The 16,318-nt window shown below is 37.6% G+C and carries 19 protein-coding genes; 2 read left to right on the top strand and 17 right to left on the bottom strand.

All coding sequences use genetic code 11. From position 1 onward, the window contains the following. Positions 1 to 4: 4 nt before the first annotated feature. From PQ479_RS09450 to PQ479_RS09460, 3 genes are all read right to left on the bottom strand, one after another. On the bottom strand, positions 5 to 652 hold the full coding sequence (locus PQ479_RS09450) for a TVP38/TMEM64 family protein (RefSeq protein WP_047989957.1): 648 nt from the start codon (positions 650 to 652) through the stop codon (positions 5 to 7). Positions 653 to 957: 305 nt separating this feature from the next. Further along, the gene (locus PQ479_RS09455; protein ID WP_047989958.1) at positions 958 to 1,167 is read right to left on the bottom strand and encodes a YdbC family protein; all 210 of its coding nucleotides are present in this window, start codon (positions 1,165 to 1,167) and stop codon (positions 958 to 960) included. 131 nt (positions 1,168 to 1,298) lie between these two features. After that, on the bottom strand, positions 1,299 to 1,862 hold the full coding sequence (locus tag PQ479_RS09460; protein ID WP_273716964.1) for a phosphotransferase-like protein: 564 nt from the start codon (positions 1,860 to 1,862) through the stop codon (positions 1,299 to 1,301). 104 nt (positions 1,863 to 1,966) lie between these two features. Here PQ479_RS09460 and PQ479_RS09465 point away from each other — a divergent pair, with 104 nt between their 5' ends. Together PQ479_RS09465 and PQ479_RS09470 are read left to right on the top strand one after the other, a co-directional pair. Then, on the top strand, positions 1,967 to 2,389 hold the full coding sequence (locus PQ479_RS09465) for a hypothetical protein (protein WP_047989960.1): 423 nt from the start codon (positions 1,967 to 1,969) through the stop codon (positions 2,387 to 2,389). Positions 2,390 to 2,476: 87 nt separating this feature from the next. Then, entirely contained in the window at positions 2,477 to 2,692 is a 216-nt protein-coding gene (locus tag PQ479_RS09470) for a hypothetical protein (protein WP_047989961.1), read from the top strand. Positions 2,693 to 2,799: 107 nt separating this feature from the next. Here PQ479_RS09470 and PQ479_RS09475 read toward each other — a convergent pair whose 3' ends face one another. From PQ479_RS09475 to PQ479_RS09540, 14 genes are all read right to left on the bottom strand, one after another. Next, entirely contained in the window at positions 2,800 to 3,432 is a 633-nt protein-coding gene (locus tag PQ479_RS09475) for a histidine phosphatase family protein (RefSeq protein ID WP_047989962.1), read from the bottom strand. A gap of 160 nt (positions 3,433 to 3,592) precedes the next feature. Beyond that, a complete protein-coding gene (locus tag PQ479_RS09480) occupies positions 3,593 to 4,621 on the bottom strand; it encodes a Gfo/Idh/MocA family protein (RefSeq protein ID WP_047989963.1) in 1,029 nt (342 codons plus the stop codon). A 33-nt stretch (positions 4,622 to 4,654) separates the two neighbouring features. Next, positions 4,655 to 4,984, bottom strand: a complete 330-nt coding sequence (locus PQ479_RS09485) for a DUF4406 domain-containing protein (protein WP_047989964.1) — start codon at positions 4,982 to 4,984, stop codon at positions 4,655 to 4,657. A 22-nt stretch (positions 4,985 to 5,006) separates the two neighbouring features. Beyond that, positions 5,007 to 5,987, bottom strand: coding sequence for an HD domain-containing protein (locus tag PQ479_RS09490; RefSeq protein WP_047989965.1), 981 nt, complete (start codon positions 5,985 to 5,987; stop codon positions 5,007 to 5,009). A gap of 15 nt (positions 5,988 to 6,002) precedes the next feature. Then, positions 6,003 to 6,731 carry a GNAT family N-acetyltransferase gene (locus tag PQ479_RS09495; protein ID WP_337957090.1) on the bottom strand — a complete coding sequence of 243 codons (729 nt, stop codon included), beginning with the start codon at positions 6,729 to 6,731 and terminating at the stop codon, positions 6,003 to 6,005. Continuing rightward, positions 6,697 to 6,963: a DinB family protein gene (locus tag PQ479_RS09500; RefSeq protein WP_053070488.1), complete on the bottom strand. Its 267-nt coding sequence runs from the start codon at positions 6,961 to 6,963 to the stop codon at positions 6,697 to 6,699. The genes PQ479_RS09495 and PQ479_RS09500 overlap by 35 nt, the downstream gene beginning before the upstream one ends. A gap of 170 nt (positions 6,964 to 7,133) precedes the next feature. After that, a complete protein-coding gene (locus PQ479_RS09505; RefSeq protein WP_069187729.1) occupies positions 7,134 to 7,799 on the bottom strand; it encodes a DUF1801 domain-containing protein in 666 nt (221 codons plus the stop codon). Positions 7,800 to 7,920: 121 nt separating this feature from the next. Further along, a complete protein-coding gene (locus tag PQ479_RS09510; protein ID WP_047989966.1) occupies positions 7,921 to 8,211 on the bottom strand; it encodes an RNA polymerase alpha subunit C-terminal domain-containing protein in 291 nt (96 codons plus the stop codon). A gap of 31 nt (positions 8,212 to 8,242) precedes the next feature. Further along, complete coding sequence (locus PQ479_RS09515) at positions 8,243 to 8,947, bottom strand: FAD-dependent oxidoreductase (protein ID WP_047989967.1); 705 nt, start codon at positions 8,945 to 8,947, stop codon at positions 8,243 to 8,245. A 16-nt stretch (positions 8,948 to 8,963) separates the two neighbouring features. Beyond that, entirely contained in the window at positions 8,964 to 9,350 is a 387-nt protein-coding gene (locus tag PQ479_RS09520; RefSeq protein ID WP_047989968.1) for an SRPBCC family protein, read from the bottom strand. Between the two features lie 2 nt (positions 9,351 to 9,352). After that, positions 9,353 to 9,673 carry an ArsR/SmtB family transcription factor gene (locus tag PQ479_RS09525; RefSeq protein WP_047989969.1) on the bottom strand — a complete coding sequence of 107 codons (321 nt, stop codon included), beginning with the start codon at positions 9,671 to 9,673 and terminating at the stop codon, positions 9,353 to 9,355. Positions 9,674 to 9,839: 166 nt separating this feature from the next. Then, positions 9,840 to 10,829 (bottom strand): tRNA dihydrouridine synthase, encoded by a 990-nt coding sequence (locus PQ479_RS09530; RefSeq protein WP_047990120.1) that lies wholly within the window; start codon positions 10,827 to 10,829, stop codon positions 9,840 to 9,842. Between the two features lie 1,048 nt (positions 10,830 to 11,877). Next, positions 11,878 to 12,513, bottom strand: a complete 636-nt coding sequence (locus PQ479_RS09535) for a CalY family protein (protein ID WP_047989970.1) — start codon at positions 12,511 to 12,513, stop codon at positions 11,878 to 11,880. Positions 12,514 to 12,628: 115 nt separating this feature from the next. Beyond that, positions 12,629 to 16,285 carry a S8 family serine peptidase gene (locus PQ479_RS09540; protein ID WP_053070489.1) on the bottom strand — a complete coding sequence of 1,219 codons (3,657 nt, stop codon included), beginning with the start codon at positions 16,283 to 16,285 and terminating at the stop codon, positions 12,629 to 12,631. Between the last annotated feature and the right edge of the window lie 33 nt (positions 16,286 to 16,318).

Genomic DNA, 16,318 nt, shown 5'->3' on the forward strand with positions numbered 1-16,318 from the left:
TCTTCTAATCTAGCTTAGGTAATTCATCTGATTTAGACGCTGCCCTCTGCCAGAGTCGATAACACCCATAAACAAGCGCTAAAAATACGACATATCCAAGTCCAATTAATAAAAGCTGACTCGGATTGTTCACAAAAGAATTACCGACTGTAGCAAACAAAATCATCGCAGGGATTTTTCCTAACGAGGAAGCAATCGCATACGACATGAAACGAACCCGACTCAATGCCGAATAAATATTAACGATAATCGAAGGTATAACAGGAATTAACCGTGTCATAAAAATCGTCATAAACGCATTTTGTTCAAATAACTTTGTTACTTTGGCTAGTGATGAATATTTATTTAATAACTGCAATCCCCAATCTTGATAACCATATCGTACAAAAGCAAACATAATAATAGATGCTAAAGATGAACCGACCCACGTAATAAAGCTTCCTAGTATACCGCCATAAGCAGCTCCTAATACAGCCCCAATCAACGGAAATGGAATAATCGGGAATAAGGCAAAGATCGTCGCCAATACAGCTGTTAATACAATAAATTGAGTTCCACCTTCTTGCAACCAGACTAGTAGTCCTTCACCATATAAGAAGATGAGAATAGCCATAAATGCATATAATAAAATAATACTAATTTTCCGTAACATGACACGTACCCTCCAAACAATCAAAACAACTCCCTTTATTTTCTCATAGAAATTGAGAGAGTAAAGCAAAGAACCGTAATTGCCATGATTTTGTATGAAAGTGGAGTTAGGGCGATAAGTTGTGCCCTGAAGTTAGCTGGTCACTGCTCCCTTTTTGTGCGTACGAGTCCTAATGGAGATGGAGTTGTAAACGTGCCAGATGTTTAAAAAGTCGCCAATACTTGCTCTTAGTTAGTGGCGAAGTGAATGGGGATTCGCTTTGTTTGGTTACTCTCCATATTTGTTCTAGTATCTGTATCTGCCTATTATGAGAGGGATTTTTTTAGGTTCAAAAACTCTTCTTCTGATAAGGTTACGCCTTTTCCCATTTTCTCATGCCCTGGGCCCCAGTCACGGATATCATACTTAGGTTCTCTGCCATTCCAACTAACTAGATTAAGCTCTTTTGTCCAACCTTTACTCGATTCTGATAAAACTGCGATATGTTCGGCAATTTCATACTTGATTTCTGCCATGATTATTCCTCCTTTTTATAGCTATATATTAATTTTAAACGTTTTCTATCATTTTTATAAAGGAATACTTTGCAATTCTTATGGAAAAAGGCTTTATGGAGTAATGAAATGCCTACACCAACATCACATTACTAATTTCCACCTACATATCGAAGTATTTCTTGACCTATCTCCTCTGCACTCATCTTTGACGTATCGAACCTGCTTATGTAATCTTGATTTTTGTAAACTTCTTGATGCCATTGAAGAATAGGGGTTGGAATGTTTGTAGAGTCAATCCGTGTACCCCATGTCTGCTCTCTTCTGATAATAACTTCATCAATAGGACAGTAAATGCTGAAATGATAAACTGGGAGTCCATTTAATCGTTCTTTCATTACTTCGTACGGTTCCCAGCCATTTTGATAATGCTGGTGAAAACCTACATCTACAACAACATGAAGCCTTTGATTACTAAAAGCTCGTATACTATCAAACAAAGCCAAGTAAAGCTGCTGGACTAGCTTTTCTTTTTCCGGAAACTCTTTTCCTGGCCTTAAGCCCATTGTAGGAGTAAATTTTTCATGAATAGCTGTGGTTATTTGGTCGACTCCTAGATGAACCCATACCTCGTCGGATATCTCAAGAATTTTTTGTGCTACTGATGTTTTACCTGAACGGGGAACTCCATTTAGAAAAACAACGTTACCTTGCATCACGATCACCTCTCCCTATATTTTAGAATTTTTAGTTAATAATTGAAACTCTTTTTCGTGATCACACGTATATTTTTATATACTACATAAAAGGAGGGGTTTTTATGAAAAGAATGGTGGCAATTAGCCTTGTTACGGTAGGGGCTTTGATGATATTAGGTGCTTGCCAAGCAACAAAAACCGAGGATGACGTATCTGAAAAGGACCAAAAAGTAGAAATTGTTTCTACTGGTGGGGATATTGAAGAATCGCTCACTAAAAAAGAGGATATCCAAGCATTTATTGATGCCTTACAAATTGAGAAATGGGAATCTGACACATTACCAGAGGGTGCTACCGAAATGAAAAGAGCAAAAATGAGCAGCCTGGACACCGTTCAGCTCTCTAACTTACTTGATAATCCAGAAGTATCGTTAGACGGGGAAATTATCATTTATGAAAATATACCTTATATCACTTTGAGTACAACTTTAATGGACTTACATTTTAGCATTCCAGATGAAGTTGCTGACTATTTGAATAGATAAGGTACAACATTACTATTTAATTTTCGAATTTCCGCACTTATATACGGCTTTGCTAGTCAGCTATTTGCCATCATCCAGATAACGTATATGCAACAAGTTGTCGATGAACAGCAGTTACCATATGTCTATGCGGCTCAAGACGCAGGTGCATTACTAGCTTTCTCTATCGCTGTAATAGTATTTAATACGCTAGCTGACATGATTCAGATTGAATTTGTCATGGTGCTTGCCAGTATATTTTCGTTTGTTGCTTGGATAATTACCTATAAATTTAGAAAAGAATTGATTTACCTTAGCAACTAATAAGTACTCCCATTAGTCGAATTTACTAGTGGGAGTTTTTCTTGAAAAGATTTACTTTTAACAGTAAGTAAACCTAACCGAGATGTCTATTTTTGAATGGCAAAAAATCAATCGCCTTTTTGGTGTCCAATTGTTAGCAGATGCTCTGTATTTCCTTCTAAAATAATCTTGGTAGTAGCTGTATTCATCTGGATTTGTGTAAGGCTCGTTCCTTCAATAAAAGGAGGATTCCACAATTCTGCTAGCGTCCTTTCTTTAAAATATATGAGTAACATTTTGATTACAACCGCATGCGTGACGATTAATATATTTCCTTGTTGATGCTTTAATTTTAGGTCTTCCATAAAAGTATGTACTCTTTCTTTTAACTGTTGAAAGCTTTCCCCACCAATTGATTCAAATTGCAAAGGCTTATGAAAGAAAGCGTTAAATTCAACCGGATAATGTTCCTCAATCCAAGCAAATGTTTTTCCTTCCCAGCTCCCAACATTGATTTCTTTTAAGTGTTCATTCTTCATAATAGGCAACTCGTGAAAAGTATTCAGTATATGAGCAGTCTCAAGCGTTCTTCCACTTGGACTCGTATAAATCAAGTCAAACTCAACATCATTAAGCCTTTGTGCTAATGCCTTTGCCTCGTTGATCCCTTTCTCTGTCAATGCTGAATCTCCCCAGCCTTGCATTTTATTTTGCGTATTCCACTCGGTTTCCCCGTGTCTCGTTATGTATAGGTGTAGCAAATCATACCTCCTTCTTAAAAAATTTGTCATTTCCCAGCAGATCCTGTCATTGATTTTTCAATTACCACGTAAAGAACTCAAAAGTCTATCCCAATACTCCAAATTACACCTTATATTTCCCGTTGAACCGCATAAAGTCGTGATAATCATAAATGGTTCATTAACTACTTTTTAGAACCTTCTCTAAAACTAACTGGTTCTTGTGACCATCTAAAATAGTAGGCACATCTTTATCAATCTTATGATGAATGATCTGATTATAAACTTTATTAATGAACGGTAAAAAGGCAGGATAATACGAACTTGCCTCTTGAGATAAGTCCTTTGGTATTTGGAGGGTGTCATCTAGTAGTTCGACAGTTTCTAAAGAAGTATCATTTCTCCCCATTTGGATATACGTATCATTTTCTAAAATGACCGTTCCTTCGCTTCCAAAAATCTTCATTGTCGACCCGAAACCATGGTGAATACCTGAAATCAACTGAATTGAGAAAGTACTGCCCTTTTCTGTTTGACCATGTAGGAAAAAGGCATCATCTGCATCCCTCATCTCCCCTGCTCCAAACGGAACATGCGTATGCAGTAAACCGTTAATAGAATGAACCTCATCCTGTAGTAACCACCTTAAGCAGTCAATCATATGTGTTCCTATGGCACCAAACATACCACCAAAATGGCTCTTTTCACCCATCCACCCTAATTTCTTATTTAATAAACGTTGATAATTCGCATAAGATATATGGTATTCATAATGAAGAGCTTTGCCTATTTTATGTGTTTGAACTAACTCTTTCACTTTTTGACGTGCAGGGAGAAATCTCCATTCAAAGTCAACCATTATAAACCCCTTATACATAGAATTTAATTCTATTAACTTTGCAGATTCATTTGAATTCATCATAAAAGGCTTTTCACATACTACATGTATATCACGCTCCATAGCAGCTTTCACCATACTAAAGTGATAAATTGGCAGAGAGCTTACAAAAACAAGGTCAAGTTCTTCACATTCGAGCATTATTTCCCAGTCCGTGTAATGTGTAGGTCTTTCATTCCAAGACATGAACTCCTGAGGTAATTGATGACGAACCATCGTACAAACAGCCACTAATTCCATTTCTTGATAAGAATGAATGATAGGTGCTTGAACCTTTAATCCAAAACCACCACCAATAATGCCAACTTTCACAAGAACCACCCTTTCTTTAATTCATTTATTATTTCACCAAGGCAGTTCAGCCAAAAGTTCTTCCTTCCACTCTGAATGGTACCTTATCATTTTACCCGTATCTTTTGCGTATTGTATTTCTTTCTGTGTGCTCGAACCAATATAACCTTCTATATCTATCACATAGATTTCGTCACTCAACTCAATCTTTTGATAGTGCATCATTTCAAGCATTTTCAACTTATTAGAAGACAAAATAATCCCTTCGCTATGTTCAAAAAAACCGAGTGATAGTACGATATGACCTTTAAAAGTAAGAGCAGCTTCTACCTCCTTAAATTGTTTCTTAAATTTCGTCGAACCGCATAAAGTTGTAATAACCATTACCTTCACCTCAATTGAAATTTTACGTACTAGAAATTACTCTCACATATACGCCACTTTCTGTTTTTTTACGTGCTTGTTTATTCATATTTTTTATTTTATTTGAAAGCGAAGATGCGGGTAAAAGCTCTCCTTCTACGAAAACCGATGGATCAATTAACCTTAGCTTTGTTTTTTGATGAAAATGATACAGCTCTTTATTCTCTTCTACTCTTACAGTGCAGTTAAGCTCATTTAATAAAGTGTTCATTTCTTTATCCGTGGATAACTTCATTTTATTCATGAGAACTTTATCGGTTTTCATAAAATCCTCCATGTCAATAACCCCTTTATCTAAAGCTAATTTCAAACATGTTGATAAGCGTTCATATGCATATAGATTTAAAGGGTCCATAAAAAAATTGATGACTTCTTTATAATAAGTTTCTACAAACCATTCCGCCGATTCAAGGTCATTTATGTACATGTTTCCTTCTCTTACAACAAGGTTGTCCAAAAAGTGCTCTACTTCTTCTTTCGTAATTTCTCCGTATGTAAACATATCCCTTAATGTATAGTCAACACGATCTGCACATAATTCAGGTGCTGGCTGTTCTAACAATGTCCATTGTGAATCATCATAAAGGATATCTTCATAACGAAACTGATATTTTTCTAATATTTGAGGGATTGGTGAGCTTCTCACTACTTCGTTGAAAATAAGTTCGTGATAGTTTTCTTCAGGGTGGTCAAGTACAAAATCTACAACATGTGAAAACGCTGTGTGCGAAACATCGTGTAACAGTCCAGCAATTTGCTCTTCAATAGAACCACCCATTTTTTTGATTAAAAGCATAACACCAATGGAATGCTCAAAACGTGTTACATTCCATTTCGGATTAACAAGATAACTTGCCCCACCCTGGTGTATATGCTTTAACCTTTGCATCGGCTCACTTTCAATTAACTCAACCAAGACGTTGTCGATTGTAAATTGGCCGTAGATAGGATCATAGATATTCATGAAAAAGCTCCTTTCTTAATTTAGATTTAATTTCTTTATAAGTTGAATTTCATCATTCAGGGGTATATTGTTATAACCTATTAAAGGAATAGTAGGTTTAATTTCTCTAGCTTTATTAACAGCATCAGGAATGACTTTATTTATTCTATAACCTCTTTTTTGGTAAAACTTTAATGCTCGTAAGTTATCGTTTGTTGTGATTATTGAGATCCTATCACACCTCCTTTTTATTGCTCTTTCCTCAACCTCACTAATTAACTTGGTTGCAATCCCTCTTTTCTCTTGTAAACTATTTAAAGAGATAATCTCACATTCTATATCTCTTATTACACAAGTGATTAAACCCACTATCGTTTCTTTTGATTTATAAATGAAACCTTCCAATTCACTGTAAACATACACTCCAGAAGATACTATTACCTTAGAATCACCCCATTGCTCACTAAAAAAATCTCTTACTAGCTCGTGATTGCTATGATTTATAGGTTCAATTCGCTCACAATTATCAAAAGCAATTCCCGTGATATCCTCAATTTGTTGAAAATGATCAAGATCATGTTTGGCTAATCCCTCAAAATAAGCTAATAATGTCAGGTTATTATTACTAATCGTTATTTCTCCATTCCAGCGATATTCTGGTATTTGATTTATGTGTTCTATTAATTGCTTTCTTACAAAAATAAAGATCGACATGATCTCTTTCTTGCTTTCAATACGTGCTTTTTTTGCCGCAATTTGATTCATTTCTTCTACTTCTGGAGCCTTTGGTAAAGGTTTTGCTGAGAAGAAGTAAGGTTAACCGATTATGAAGAATAAACTCATCCCAAGTTATTAAATGACCAACGACTTCTGCTATCGTCCACTTTCCTATTGAAATTGGTGACCTCCACTGCTCTTCTGTTAACGCTTCTAATGAGTGAATGAAATTTATCACATCTTGATGATGCTTTAAAACCTGCTCCTTTTTAGTTAGCATATTCTCACTCCTATTCTTTAAGTTATACAAAATATCTACTGATAGTGATGATTTACCTATAAATTTAATCTCATAAATAACTATTACTATTATAATACAAAAAACAGAACCTTCTAAATTTAATCATTTAGTAAGCTCTGCTTTCATTGTTTGAAATAGGCATGGCACATTCATTCGTTTTCTAACATTTTATGCGACCCGTCACAGTTAGGGTAACGTTTGGACAGGCCACAAATACAATCAGTTAAACCTTTTCCAGCAAAGATTCTTGACAATGATTTTTCAATTCGTGCGGCCTTCGTTTTTGACTGTTTTGGTTGTGAGAAATGTAGAAGATACGCTCTTTGACGGCCAGGTGTTAAGGCTTCAAAAGCTACTTTTAATTCTGGCATCTCCGTGAACTGAATGATTAGTTCCTCCGGGATTTCTATTTCTCTTGTTTTTTTCTTAACAACTAACCCTGCTTTTTCAACCTCAATCGCTTCGTTTATATAGGCTTGAATCGTTTCTTCTAATCCTAAGATTTGTTCTAGGTTGTTAAACCGTATTTGCCTAGCACCATGAACGTTTTCTGTTTGTTGAATAAGGATTTTTTTGGGATCCTTTAATAGTTCGCCTTTATGAAACAGTAGAGCACAGTAGTCTTTAAAACCGTGGATTAAGACAATATTTTTCTGATTAAACGTGTAACATGGATGCATCCATTTATATTCTTCTTGCACATTGCAAGACAAGATGATTTCTCTTAGTTTGATATATTCTTTCTGCCATTTTTGTGCTTCAGTAGATTCTTGTAAGAACTGGTCTACTTTTAAATGATTCTTTTTTACCGACATAGGATAGACTCCCTTTTATGTGATCATGTAATGAGATGCTACTCGTACTAACTTGTGACGGTTGAACTTACCTCCTATTATCTTCTGTATCATTTATTCCATATATCAGTTTTCCTTCACGCTACTCTTTAAATGCTAACCCTTTTTCTTCTAGTGCTGCTTTTAGATTGGGCAAGGAGGCAGGCCCGATTCCATGTAGTTTTAAAATTTCCTTTTCAGTAAAAGTCGACAATGTTTCGACTGTGGTGATGCCTTCATGAATGAATGCATTTCGAGCTGGTGATGATAACTTAGCTAAAAAGCCTTCAGTCGGTTTATTTTCTTTATTACAAACAGGACAAGACGTACAACTCGAAGATTTATAATACGTATGACCTTTACTACATGTTCTTAATGTTTTCGGTGCAGCCATTTTGCAACCACCCTTCTATGAACAATTTTTTTTAATATCCGTAAAAACTATCCTTTTTTATACGTTTCTTTGAAACCTCTTGCTTGATTAAATAATTGGTCATTGATCCCACCATACTTTTGGAACCAGCCACAAAATAGTCACCATTATTTTTATACGCTTGAATAAAAGCATCGATTTTTTGATATAAATCATCCCTCGCTTCGAGAAATGAAACCACTATGAATGGTTGATTCGAAGCCATTGTTTGAAACTCATCTTGATATAAAAAAACTTTATCAGAGTCTATATAGAGCAAGTGAATGGGATGATTTCGTTGCTCATTCTCTAGCTCTTTCAACATCGCTCGAAATGGAGTCACGCCAATTCCTCCTGCAATGAGTAAGGTTGGGCGATCTTCTTTTAGATAAAACGCTCCAACCGGACCACTCATACGAATCGTTTCACCTTCTGTTAATTCAAGTAACGCTTGTTTAAATTCACTTGGTTGCTCACCGATCTCGGTTGTTATTTGCACATATTCTTCCTTGGCTGAAGAAGAAACCGTAAATGGTTTTGTTGCACCTTTTATTTTTTTATGAGTAATCGTAAATAAACCGTGCTGCCCCGCTCGCCATGTTATATCTTTTCCCTTTTTAAAGCTGAACGTATACGCTTTATCTGACTCTTTATAACTCTTAACGAAAGGTAAATCTGTTTTTTTGAAAATCGCCAATGCCTCTTTAAAAAAACTCATCACATAACCCCTTTTATTATTCTTCTATTAGTTTTTTCAAGTTGTCTACCATATTAGACCAACCATACTTGGCTCCATGGTAAGCTTGATTCATTTCTTCAAAACCTGCATGCTCAAGATGTAAGTGCGTCACCTTGCCTTCTTGTTTGAGTGTCCATATCACAACCGTATCAATCGGACCACCAACCCATGTATAAGATAGCTTGTTTGGCTTATCAACAAGCAGTACCTCACTATGAACGACTAAACCAATCGCCTCATTCCGAAATTGACATTTGTAACCGACAATCGGTCTAAAATTATTCTCCATCACCCATTGTGCTAATGTCTCCGAATGTGTGAGTGCCTCCCATACCTTCTCAATAGGGCTGTTAAATTGAAAATCTAACTGAAGCTCTGCCATGATTATTCCTCCAATATTTTTTTAAGTAAAAATGCTCGCTCATTCCAAAACTGTTCATAATAAGATAACCAATCCTGTATTTCTTGTAAGGGAGCTGAATTTAATCGATATCTTGTTTCTCTACCTATCTTTCTGTTTTTTACTAAGTCTGCTTGCTTAAGAATTGTTAAATGCTTAGAAACCGCCGTACGTCCCATATCAAAGTGAGACGTAATTTCATATAAAGGCAGTTCCTCAGAATCCGCCAACAGACGTATTAACTTTCTTCTTGTCGGGTCAGCAATCGCGTCATACACATCACGTTCTTTTAAAGCCGTATTCAAAGGAAATCCTCCTTCACAAAAATAAGACACCTTTTAGTGTCTCAATAATACGACACCTATAAGTGTCATGTCAACTTAATAAATATTCTTATTCAATACCATCTTCACTTTAAAAAAAGCCCTCACTTATGTAAAAGTGAGGACCATCTTCATACTAGTAGAAGAGCTATTCTTCTAAATTAGTAACACCCGAATGACTAGCCATAAACTGATCCAGCATTTCTCGCACTTCATCTGTTGAACTTGTACCCATCAATTCATGTCTCAAAGCACTCGCTCCCTTAAACCCTTTTACATAAATCTTAAAAAAGCGGTGAAGTGTTTTAAATGGGCGCGTTACTAAATCCTTTGAGTATTGATCATAAAGATCAAGATGTAGCCTTAAAAGGTCCAATAACTCCTCCCAACTATGATCTTTTGGCTCCCTTTCAAAAGCAAATGGATTTTTAAAAATACCTCGCCCGATCATGACACCATCAATTCCGTATTGTTCCGCTAACTTCATTCCTGTTTGGTAGTCAGGAATATCTCCATTTATCGTCAAGAGTGTATTCGGTGCAATTCGATCACGTAGCTCCTTAATTTGAGGGATTAATTCCCAATGAGCATCGACTTCACTCATTTCCTTTCTCGTCCGTAAATGAATAGAGAGATTCGCAATATCTTGTTTGAAAATATGAGTAAGCCAATCTTGCCACTCATCGATCTCTGTATATCCTAGCCTTGTTTTAACACTAACCGGCAATCCACCCGCTTTGGCTGCTTGAATAATTTCTGCCGCAACATCGGGACGAAGAATTAAACCGCTCCCTTTACCCTTAGTTGCTACATTCTTTACAGGGCACCCCATATTTAAGTCGATCCCTCTGAAACCAAGCTCTGCCATGCCAATGCTCATTTGTCTGAAGTTCTCTGGTTTATCTCCCCAAATATGAGCAACCATTGGCTGTTCATCTTTCGTAAATGTTAAACGACCGCGAACGCTTTGTTCCCCATCCGGGTGACAATAACTTTCGGTATTTGTAAACTCTGTAAAAAATACATCTGGTCTAGCTGCTTCACTCACTACATGACGAAAGACCACATCCGTTACATCCTCCATAGGAGCCAAAACAAAAAAGGGACGTGGTAATTCATTCCAAAAATTATCTTTCATTTTCAAACTCAAACCCTCTCAATAAAAATAGAGCCTTAACCGCAAAATTAAGGCGACATTCTATTACTTTTTTCACTTATACCATGCTTTCCACCTAATGATCAACCTTTAACCAATTAATCATAATTCAGATTAACATAGAATTCCATCTGTGTATTACTTACAGTAGAAACCTTTACATGGCATATAAAACCCACATAACTGTGCCCGACTTCGCCACCAATAAAGATGAAAGTATTGTTTGGCTTTTTAACTGTTTGCATTTCATTCAATTCGTTTTGTTTATTTTCATTTTAAATGAATGGTGTTGGATTGTTTTTTTGAACTTAAGAATTAGTGGTAACCCAAGCGGGCGAGTTATGCGAAGGCTCCCGCGGGACGCAGTGGCGGGCTGAAATCCACTAGCGAAGCTAGTTAGTTCAGTGCCACCCCGCAGGACGCGGAGCATAATTTTCGGTAGCGACGAGCAACGCTCCATGTTCGCACTAACTTTCATATAAAACTTCCATGGACTTGCTAAGCAACATTCACCAATAAACATGAAAGTCATCTTTCACCATGTTAACAAAACAAAAAGGTTGTGCAGATACGGACACCAAACTTAGGAGTATCTGCACAAAGACCATTCTTCATGGATAGTTACGACTTCTTAACCTGTGGATACGTTTACAACTAGTCCTCTCCAAATATATAAGTAGGGTTTCAATCTTTAACTGGTAGCTTTTCATTCATAAACGGTTTTGAGGATTCTCACACTTTACCGTAGCCCCGCCACTTTTTAGGAAAGAGGTCGCAAGAGCTTTCTAAAAAGATTCAGCTCACCGCACAACCAGCCACCACCAACACAGAAAATGTGTAGTATTCCATCAGGATTAGTATCCAAAAACAAAGACCGAAAGGTCACGTTAACTTAGGAAATGAGCGCCACCCAGGTAACTTTCATATAAAAGTATTTTAACAAGAGAAACTTACAACTACATTCATAATACAATAAAAACTGAGTCACAAAGGCGTACATAACGCCCTTATAACTCAGCTTTGATATCAATTATTCAAAAACTTCACCTTCAGTTTGATAAGCCTTAAATGTCCATTTTAGTTCAAGAGAATCGCCTTGAAATTGATTTTGATCCTTACCATTATCAACAAATTCAAAGGCGACATACATGGAATCACTCGTACCTGCTTTTAAACCACTTTCTTCCCCATTTAATTCAAAGAACCATGTAACCCAATCCTGTAAGTTTTCTACAGCATCTGGTGTCATATGTTGAAGGTCATATAATGTCGTTTCACTAATCACATCATTATAATCATCAATTAACCAACCATCACCGGTCTTATCAATATTTTCTAGGAAAAGCACCTTAATGTGCTTACCAAAATCCTCTGCGTTGTTGCCTTTTACATCAATTACTTTATAATTTGTGAGAATATCTATTTTTGAAATATCCAAAGTACCATTATTTTCTAGCGAGAACTCTCTCAGCACCGTATCACCAGGTTTCATATTCGTTATATCGACAATAACAGATGGATTAACAGCTAAATCTAAAGTACCTGCCGCAAATGTATTATTTGTTACCTCTGTGTCACTAAAATAAGCAAAAGTTCCCCCACCTACTAATGTTACGCCAAGAATAGCTGATGCGAATCCCATTCCTAATTTCTTCTTAATACTCATGAATCTTCCTCCTTTACCCACTTGGGTATGTAGTCTTATTTATTTTTCATCGTCCAACAGGTCTTTCCTTAGGTGAAGAGTTGGTATGTCACTACCAACCCTTCTTTATTTTTTGTTAACGTGAAGGAGTTACTCTTGGTGGTCTTGTATCATCATTTTTTGAAACTGCTACCGTAATTTGGATAGAGCTCTCACCATAATGAGCAGTGACGACGGTAATCCCCGCTTTCTTTCCTAAAATAATCCCCTCTGTTACAGTTGCAATCGCTTCATTATCAACCACGTATGTTGCCTTTGCGGTTACATCTTCTTCTATTTCGTCGTCACCTATTGTTGTTACCTCTAAGATTTGCACATTCCCCGTTGCACCTTCCTTAATTAGGAATTGCTCATGGTTAGCTTTTAAGCTTACGGTTTTATCCTCGTCTCCCTCTATTACTGTCACAGCTACTTCTACATGATTATCACCATAAGCAATTGTAACGATTGTTTCACCGACCGCTTTAGCAATAATTTCACCCGATTGGGCGACAGCAATCTCCTCATCAGCTACGCTATAAGTCGCAGCAGCAGTTACGTCTTCTTCCGTTATTTGCTCACCATTCTTTATTGTTTCTGTTACTATAACTGTTGTAGATTGTCCCGCTTCGATTGTAACGGCAGGTTTGTCAACGGATAAAGAAACTTCAATTTCTGTTTCCACATCAAATATTGCTTCACCTTGATTTCCTGCAGCGTCATCGACAATGACTTTTACTGAATCTGCTGCTTGTGATAAAGCAATCTCAAATGAACCATCTTGATCGAGTGTGAAAGCTACTGGCTCACTCTCCTCGCCATTAGTTGTAGTCACATAGGATGCTTGTAGTTTGGAATTCAGATCATATTGGAGACCATAATTACTAAGAACTTCATTGTAATCGATATACTTATCGGTTATTTGTCCTGTCAATGTATGCCCATTTACATCACCATTAATAACAGGCTTGGTTGTTTTAACGACAATTGGACCAACATAATCACCAATCGTCCCTCCTGCACTTACTTGTGCCGTAAAATCAATCGTGTAAAGGCCATCAGGAATTTGCTCAAGTCCGCTCCCGCCCCAAGGTCTGTATGTGCCAGAAATCGGCAATTGGTAGGAGCCCGCTCCTAAGGAATTCCCTGCATGTAAATAGCCGATGTAACCATCGCCATAAAACCCACCATCCGGATCCTCGATGTTCCATAATTCAATATAATTCGTCAATACATCACCTGTTAAAGTGAAGTAAAGCATGGCAGCGTCATTCACACCGTCATTATTAAATGAAAGGTCTGTTTCCGTAATGCGCATATCTTTAATTTCTGGAACTATTTCACCACTGAAATCGGCTGCAAACGGTAAAGACAGTTGATTTTGACCACCGTTAACATGAATATAACCGAGTAGTTCATCGCCAGGTTTTGTTGCGTTATTTTGCGAAGCTGTTAAAGTGACGGTTAGGAGTTCCTCACCATTAGGTGCTAATGTGAACGATGACTTATCAACCGTTAAGGAAGCATCTGCAAATGACTTCGTTACATCTACACTCACATTGAAGTTGCCCCCAACACCCTCTAAATCTTTGACGATAATTTGCTTCGAAACGGAAATGGCTTGCTCTAGATTTTGCGGTCCAAATGTGACAGTACCTTTTACATTGGGCACAACCTCGCCACTAGCATCAAGAACCGCTTCATCAATTGCATACGCAAGTACGCTTGGGAACGCAGCAGCATAGGCGTCTACCCGCCCAGCTCCTTGTGCGAAAACATCATATTTACCCGTATCAAGAATTTTCGCGGTATTAGATAAGGCTACTTTTACATCAAATGCATCCCACGTTGGATTCACTTGTTTGATCAGTGCGACAATTCCCGCTATATGAGGAGTCGCCATCGATGTTCCTGTGAAACGATCATAAGACTCTTCATAATTTGCTTCTGGGTAATCCCACTTATATGCTGGTATTGTAGACATAATATTTGTGCCAGGTGCTACTACATCCGGTTTTATATCAAAATTAGGTGTAGAAGGACCTCTAGAACTCGAATTATTTACATCATCGCCTTCCGATACTGTTGAAGTGAAGTTATTAAATGTAACAGAACCATTTCCACCGGCGAGCGCCTGGCGAATCGCACTACCATCAGTGACTGACATATCAATGGTTGGAATAAAAGTAAATGAGTCTCCTAAAAAGACATCCGATATTCCAGGGGCATTTGTCCCACCTGCGAAGTTATGAATAATCGTTGCAACGGCTCCATTTGCTTTTGCATGTGCAATTTTATCAACAAAAGCAATTTCACCTCGAGCTATAAGGGCTACCTTTCCTTGAACATCAATATTGTTATAATCAGCTAAATTTCCGACGCCTGGTACAGCTACAAGGTCGTATTCACCCATGAGCTGATTACTGAGTGCTTGTCCAAATGTTGTTGCCATAAAAGTCAACTCATTTGAGTAGTGATAATCTTCACCAACTCGAACCGTTACTTCTCCACTATATTGCGTTTCTGGGTTCGTCGTATTACCTACCGCAATGCCCAGACGAGCAGTAGCCGGTGTTCCCATCGTTCCCCGGTTCGGTCCTGAGTTGCCTGTAGCAATGACAGAAATGACATCTGCCATCATGGCGTTGTTGATTGCAAACGATCCCGCATCAGTCTCTGAATTAGCCCCACCGCCAAGTGATAGATTGATGACATCCATCTGTTCATCGACTGAATGCTCAATTGCTGCAATAATTCCCGAAGTAGAACCACTTCCATACGCTCCAAGAACACGATAGGCGTATAGATCAATTTCAGGTGCAATCCCTTTAATGCCGTATTCATTCGCTCCTATTGCTGCAATCGTACCAGCAACGTGAGTCCCGTGATCGGTATAGAAAGATCTTCCGTTTGCATTAAATTCCGGTTGATTATTAGGACGATCTTTCGGTGACGTTTCTCTAGCATCATCATCATCTCGTTCACGTGCATACATCGAGCTATGCGGAATGAAGTTTTTTCCACCTTTATAAATCCCTGCAAACTCCGGATGATCAGGATCGATACCCGTATCAAGTACAGCTACTTTAATACCTTCTCCTTTATAGCCTTCATCCCAAATTTGCTCAATTCCTAGGAAAGGAATACTTGTGTTCATAGCTGTATCATAATCGACAACCTTCTCGAGGTCAGAAGTATCGCCGGCTGGTTTATCATCCGTTAAGGCATGAACGATTGCATCTGGTTCAACTAATGTCACGCCTTTTATTTCAAGAAGCTGCTCTAGATCTTGTGCTTTAACTGTTGCTGCAAAGCCATTAAGGACCGTATTATAGGCAAAGCCCTTCTCAAAGCTAATACCTTTTATCCTCATTTCTCGCTCTACCGTTGCTTGCTGCCTGTTCACTTTCGCACGGATTTGTGATTTTTGTGTGCTTGATAGTGATTTACCTGTTAGTTTACTAATGCCTTGTTCTAGAGCTACAGGGTGCTCAGATAAATGAATAATGACTGAAACTTGCTCATTACCAGATAAACCCTGTAAATCTTTATGCAGCATCGCTAAGCCTTCTCTTGCCTCAAGCTGGTCAGAAATTGCTGCCTTTAATTCCAGTTTTTTTTCATTTTGTTGCTGTTGTTTAATCTCTTGAAGCGAAGTTTCTTGTGATGTCGCTGATACCGGAAGAACGATAGAAAACACGATCATAAAAGCTAAAAAACTACTAAACCATTTTGTCATTCTTTTTTTCCCCAATTCGATTTCCTCCTCCTACTTCACTATGAAACC

This window comes from Alkalihalobacillus pseudalcaliphilus (assembly GCF_028610675.1).
GTDB lineage: Bacteria > Bacillota > Bacilli > Bacillales > Bacillaceae_D > Alkalihalobacillus > Alkalihalobacillus pseudalcaliphilus.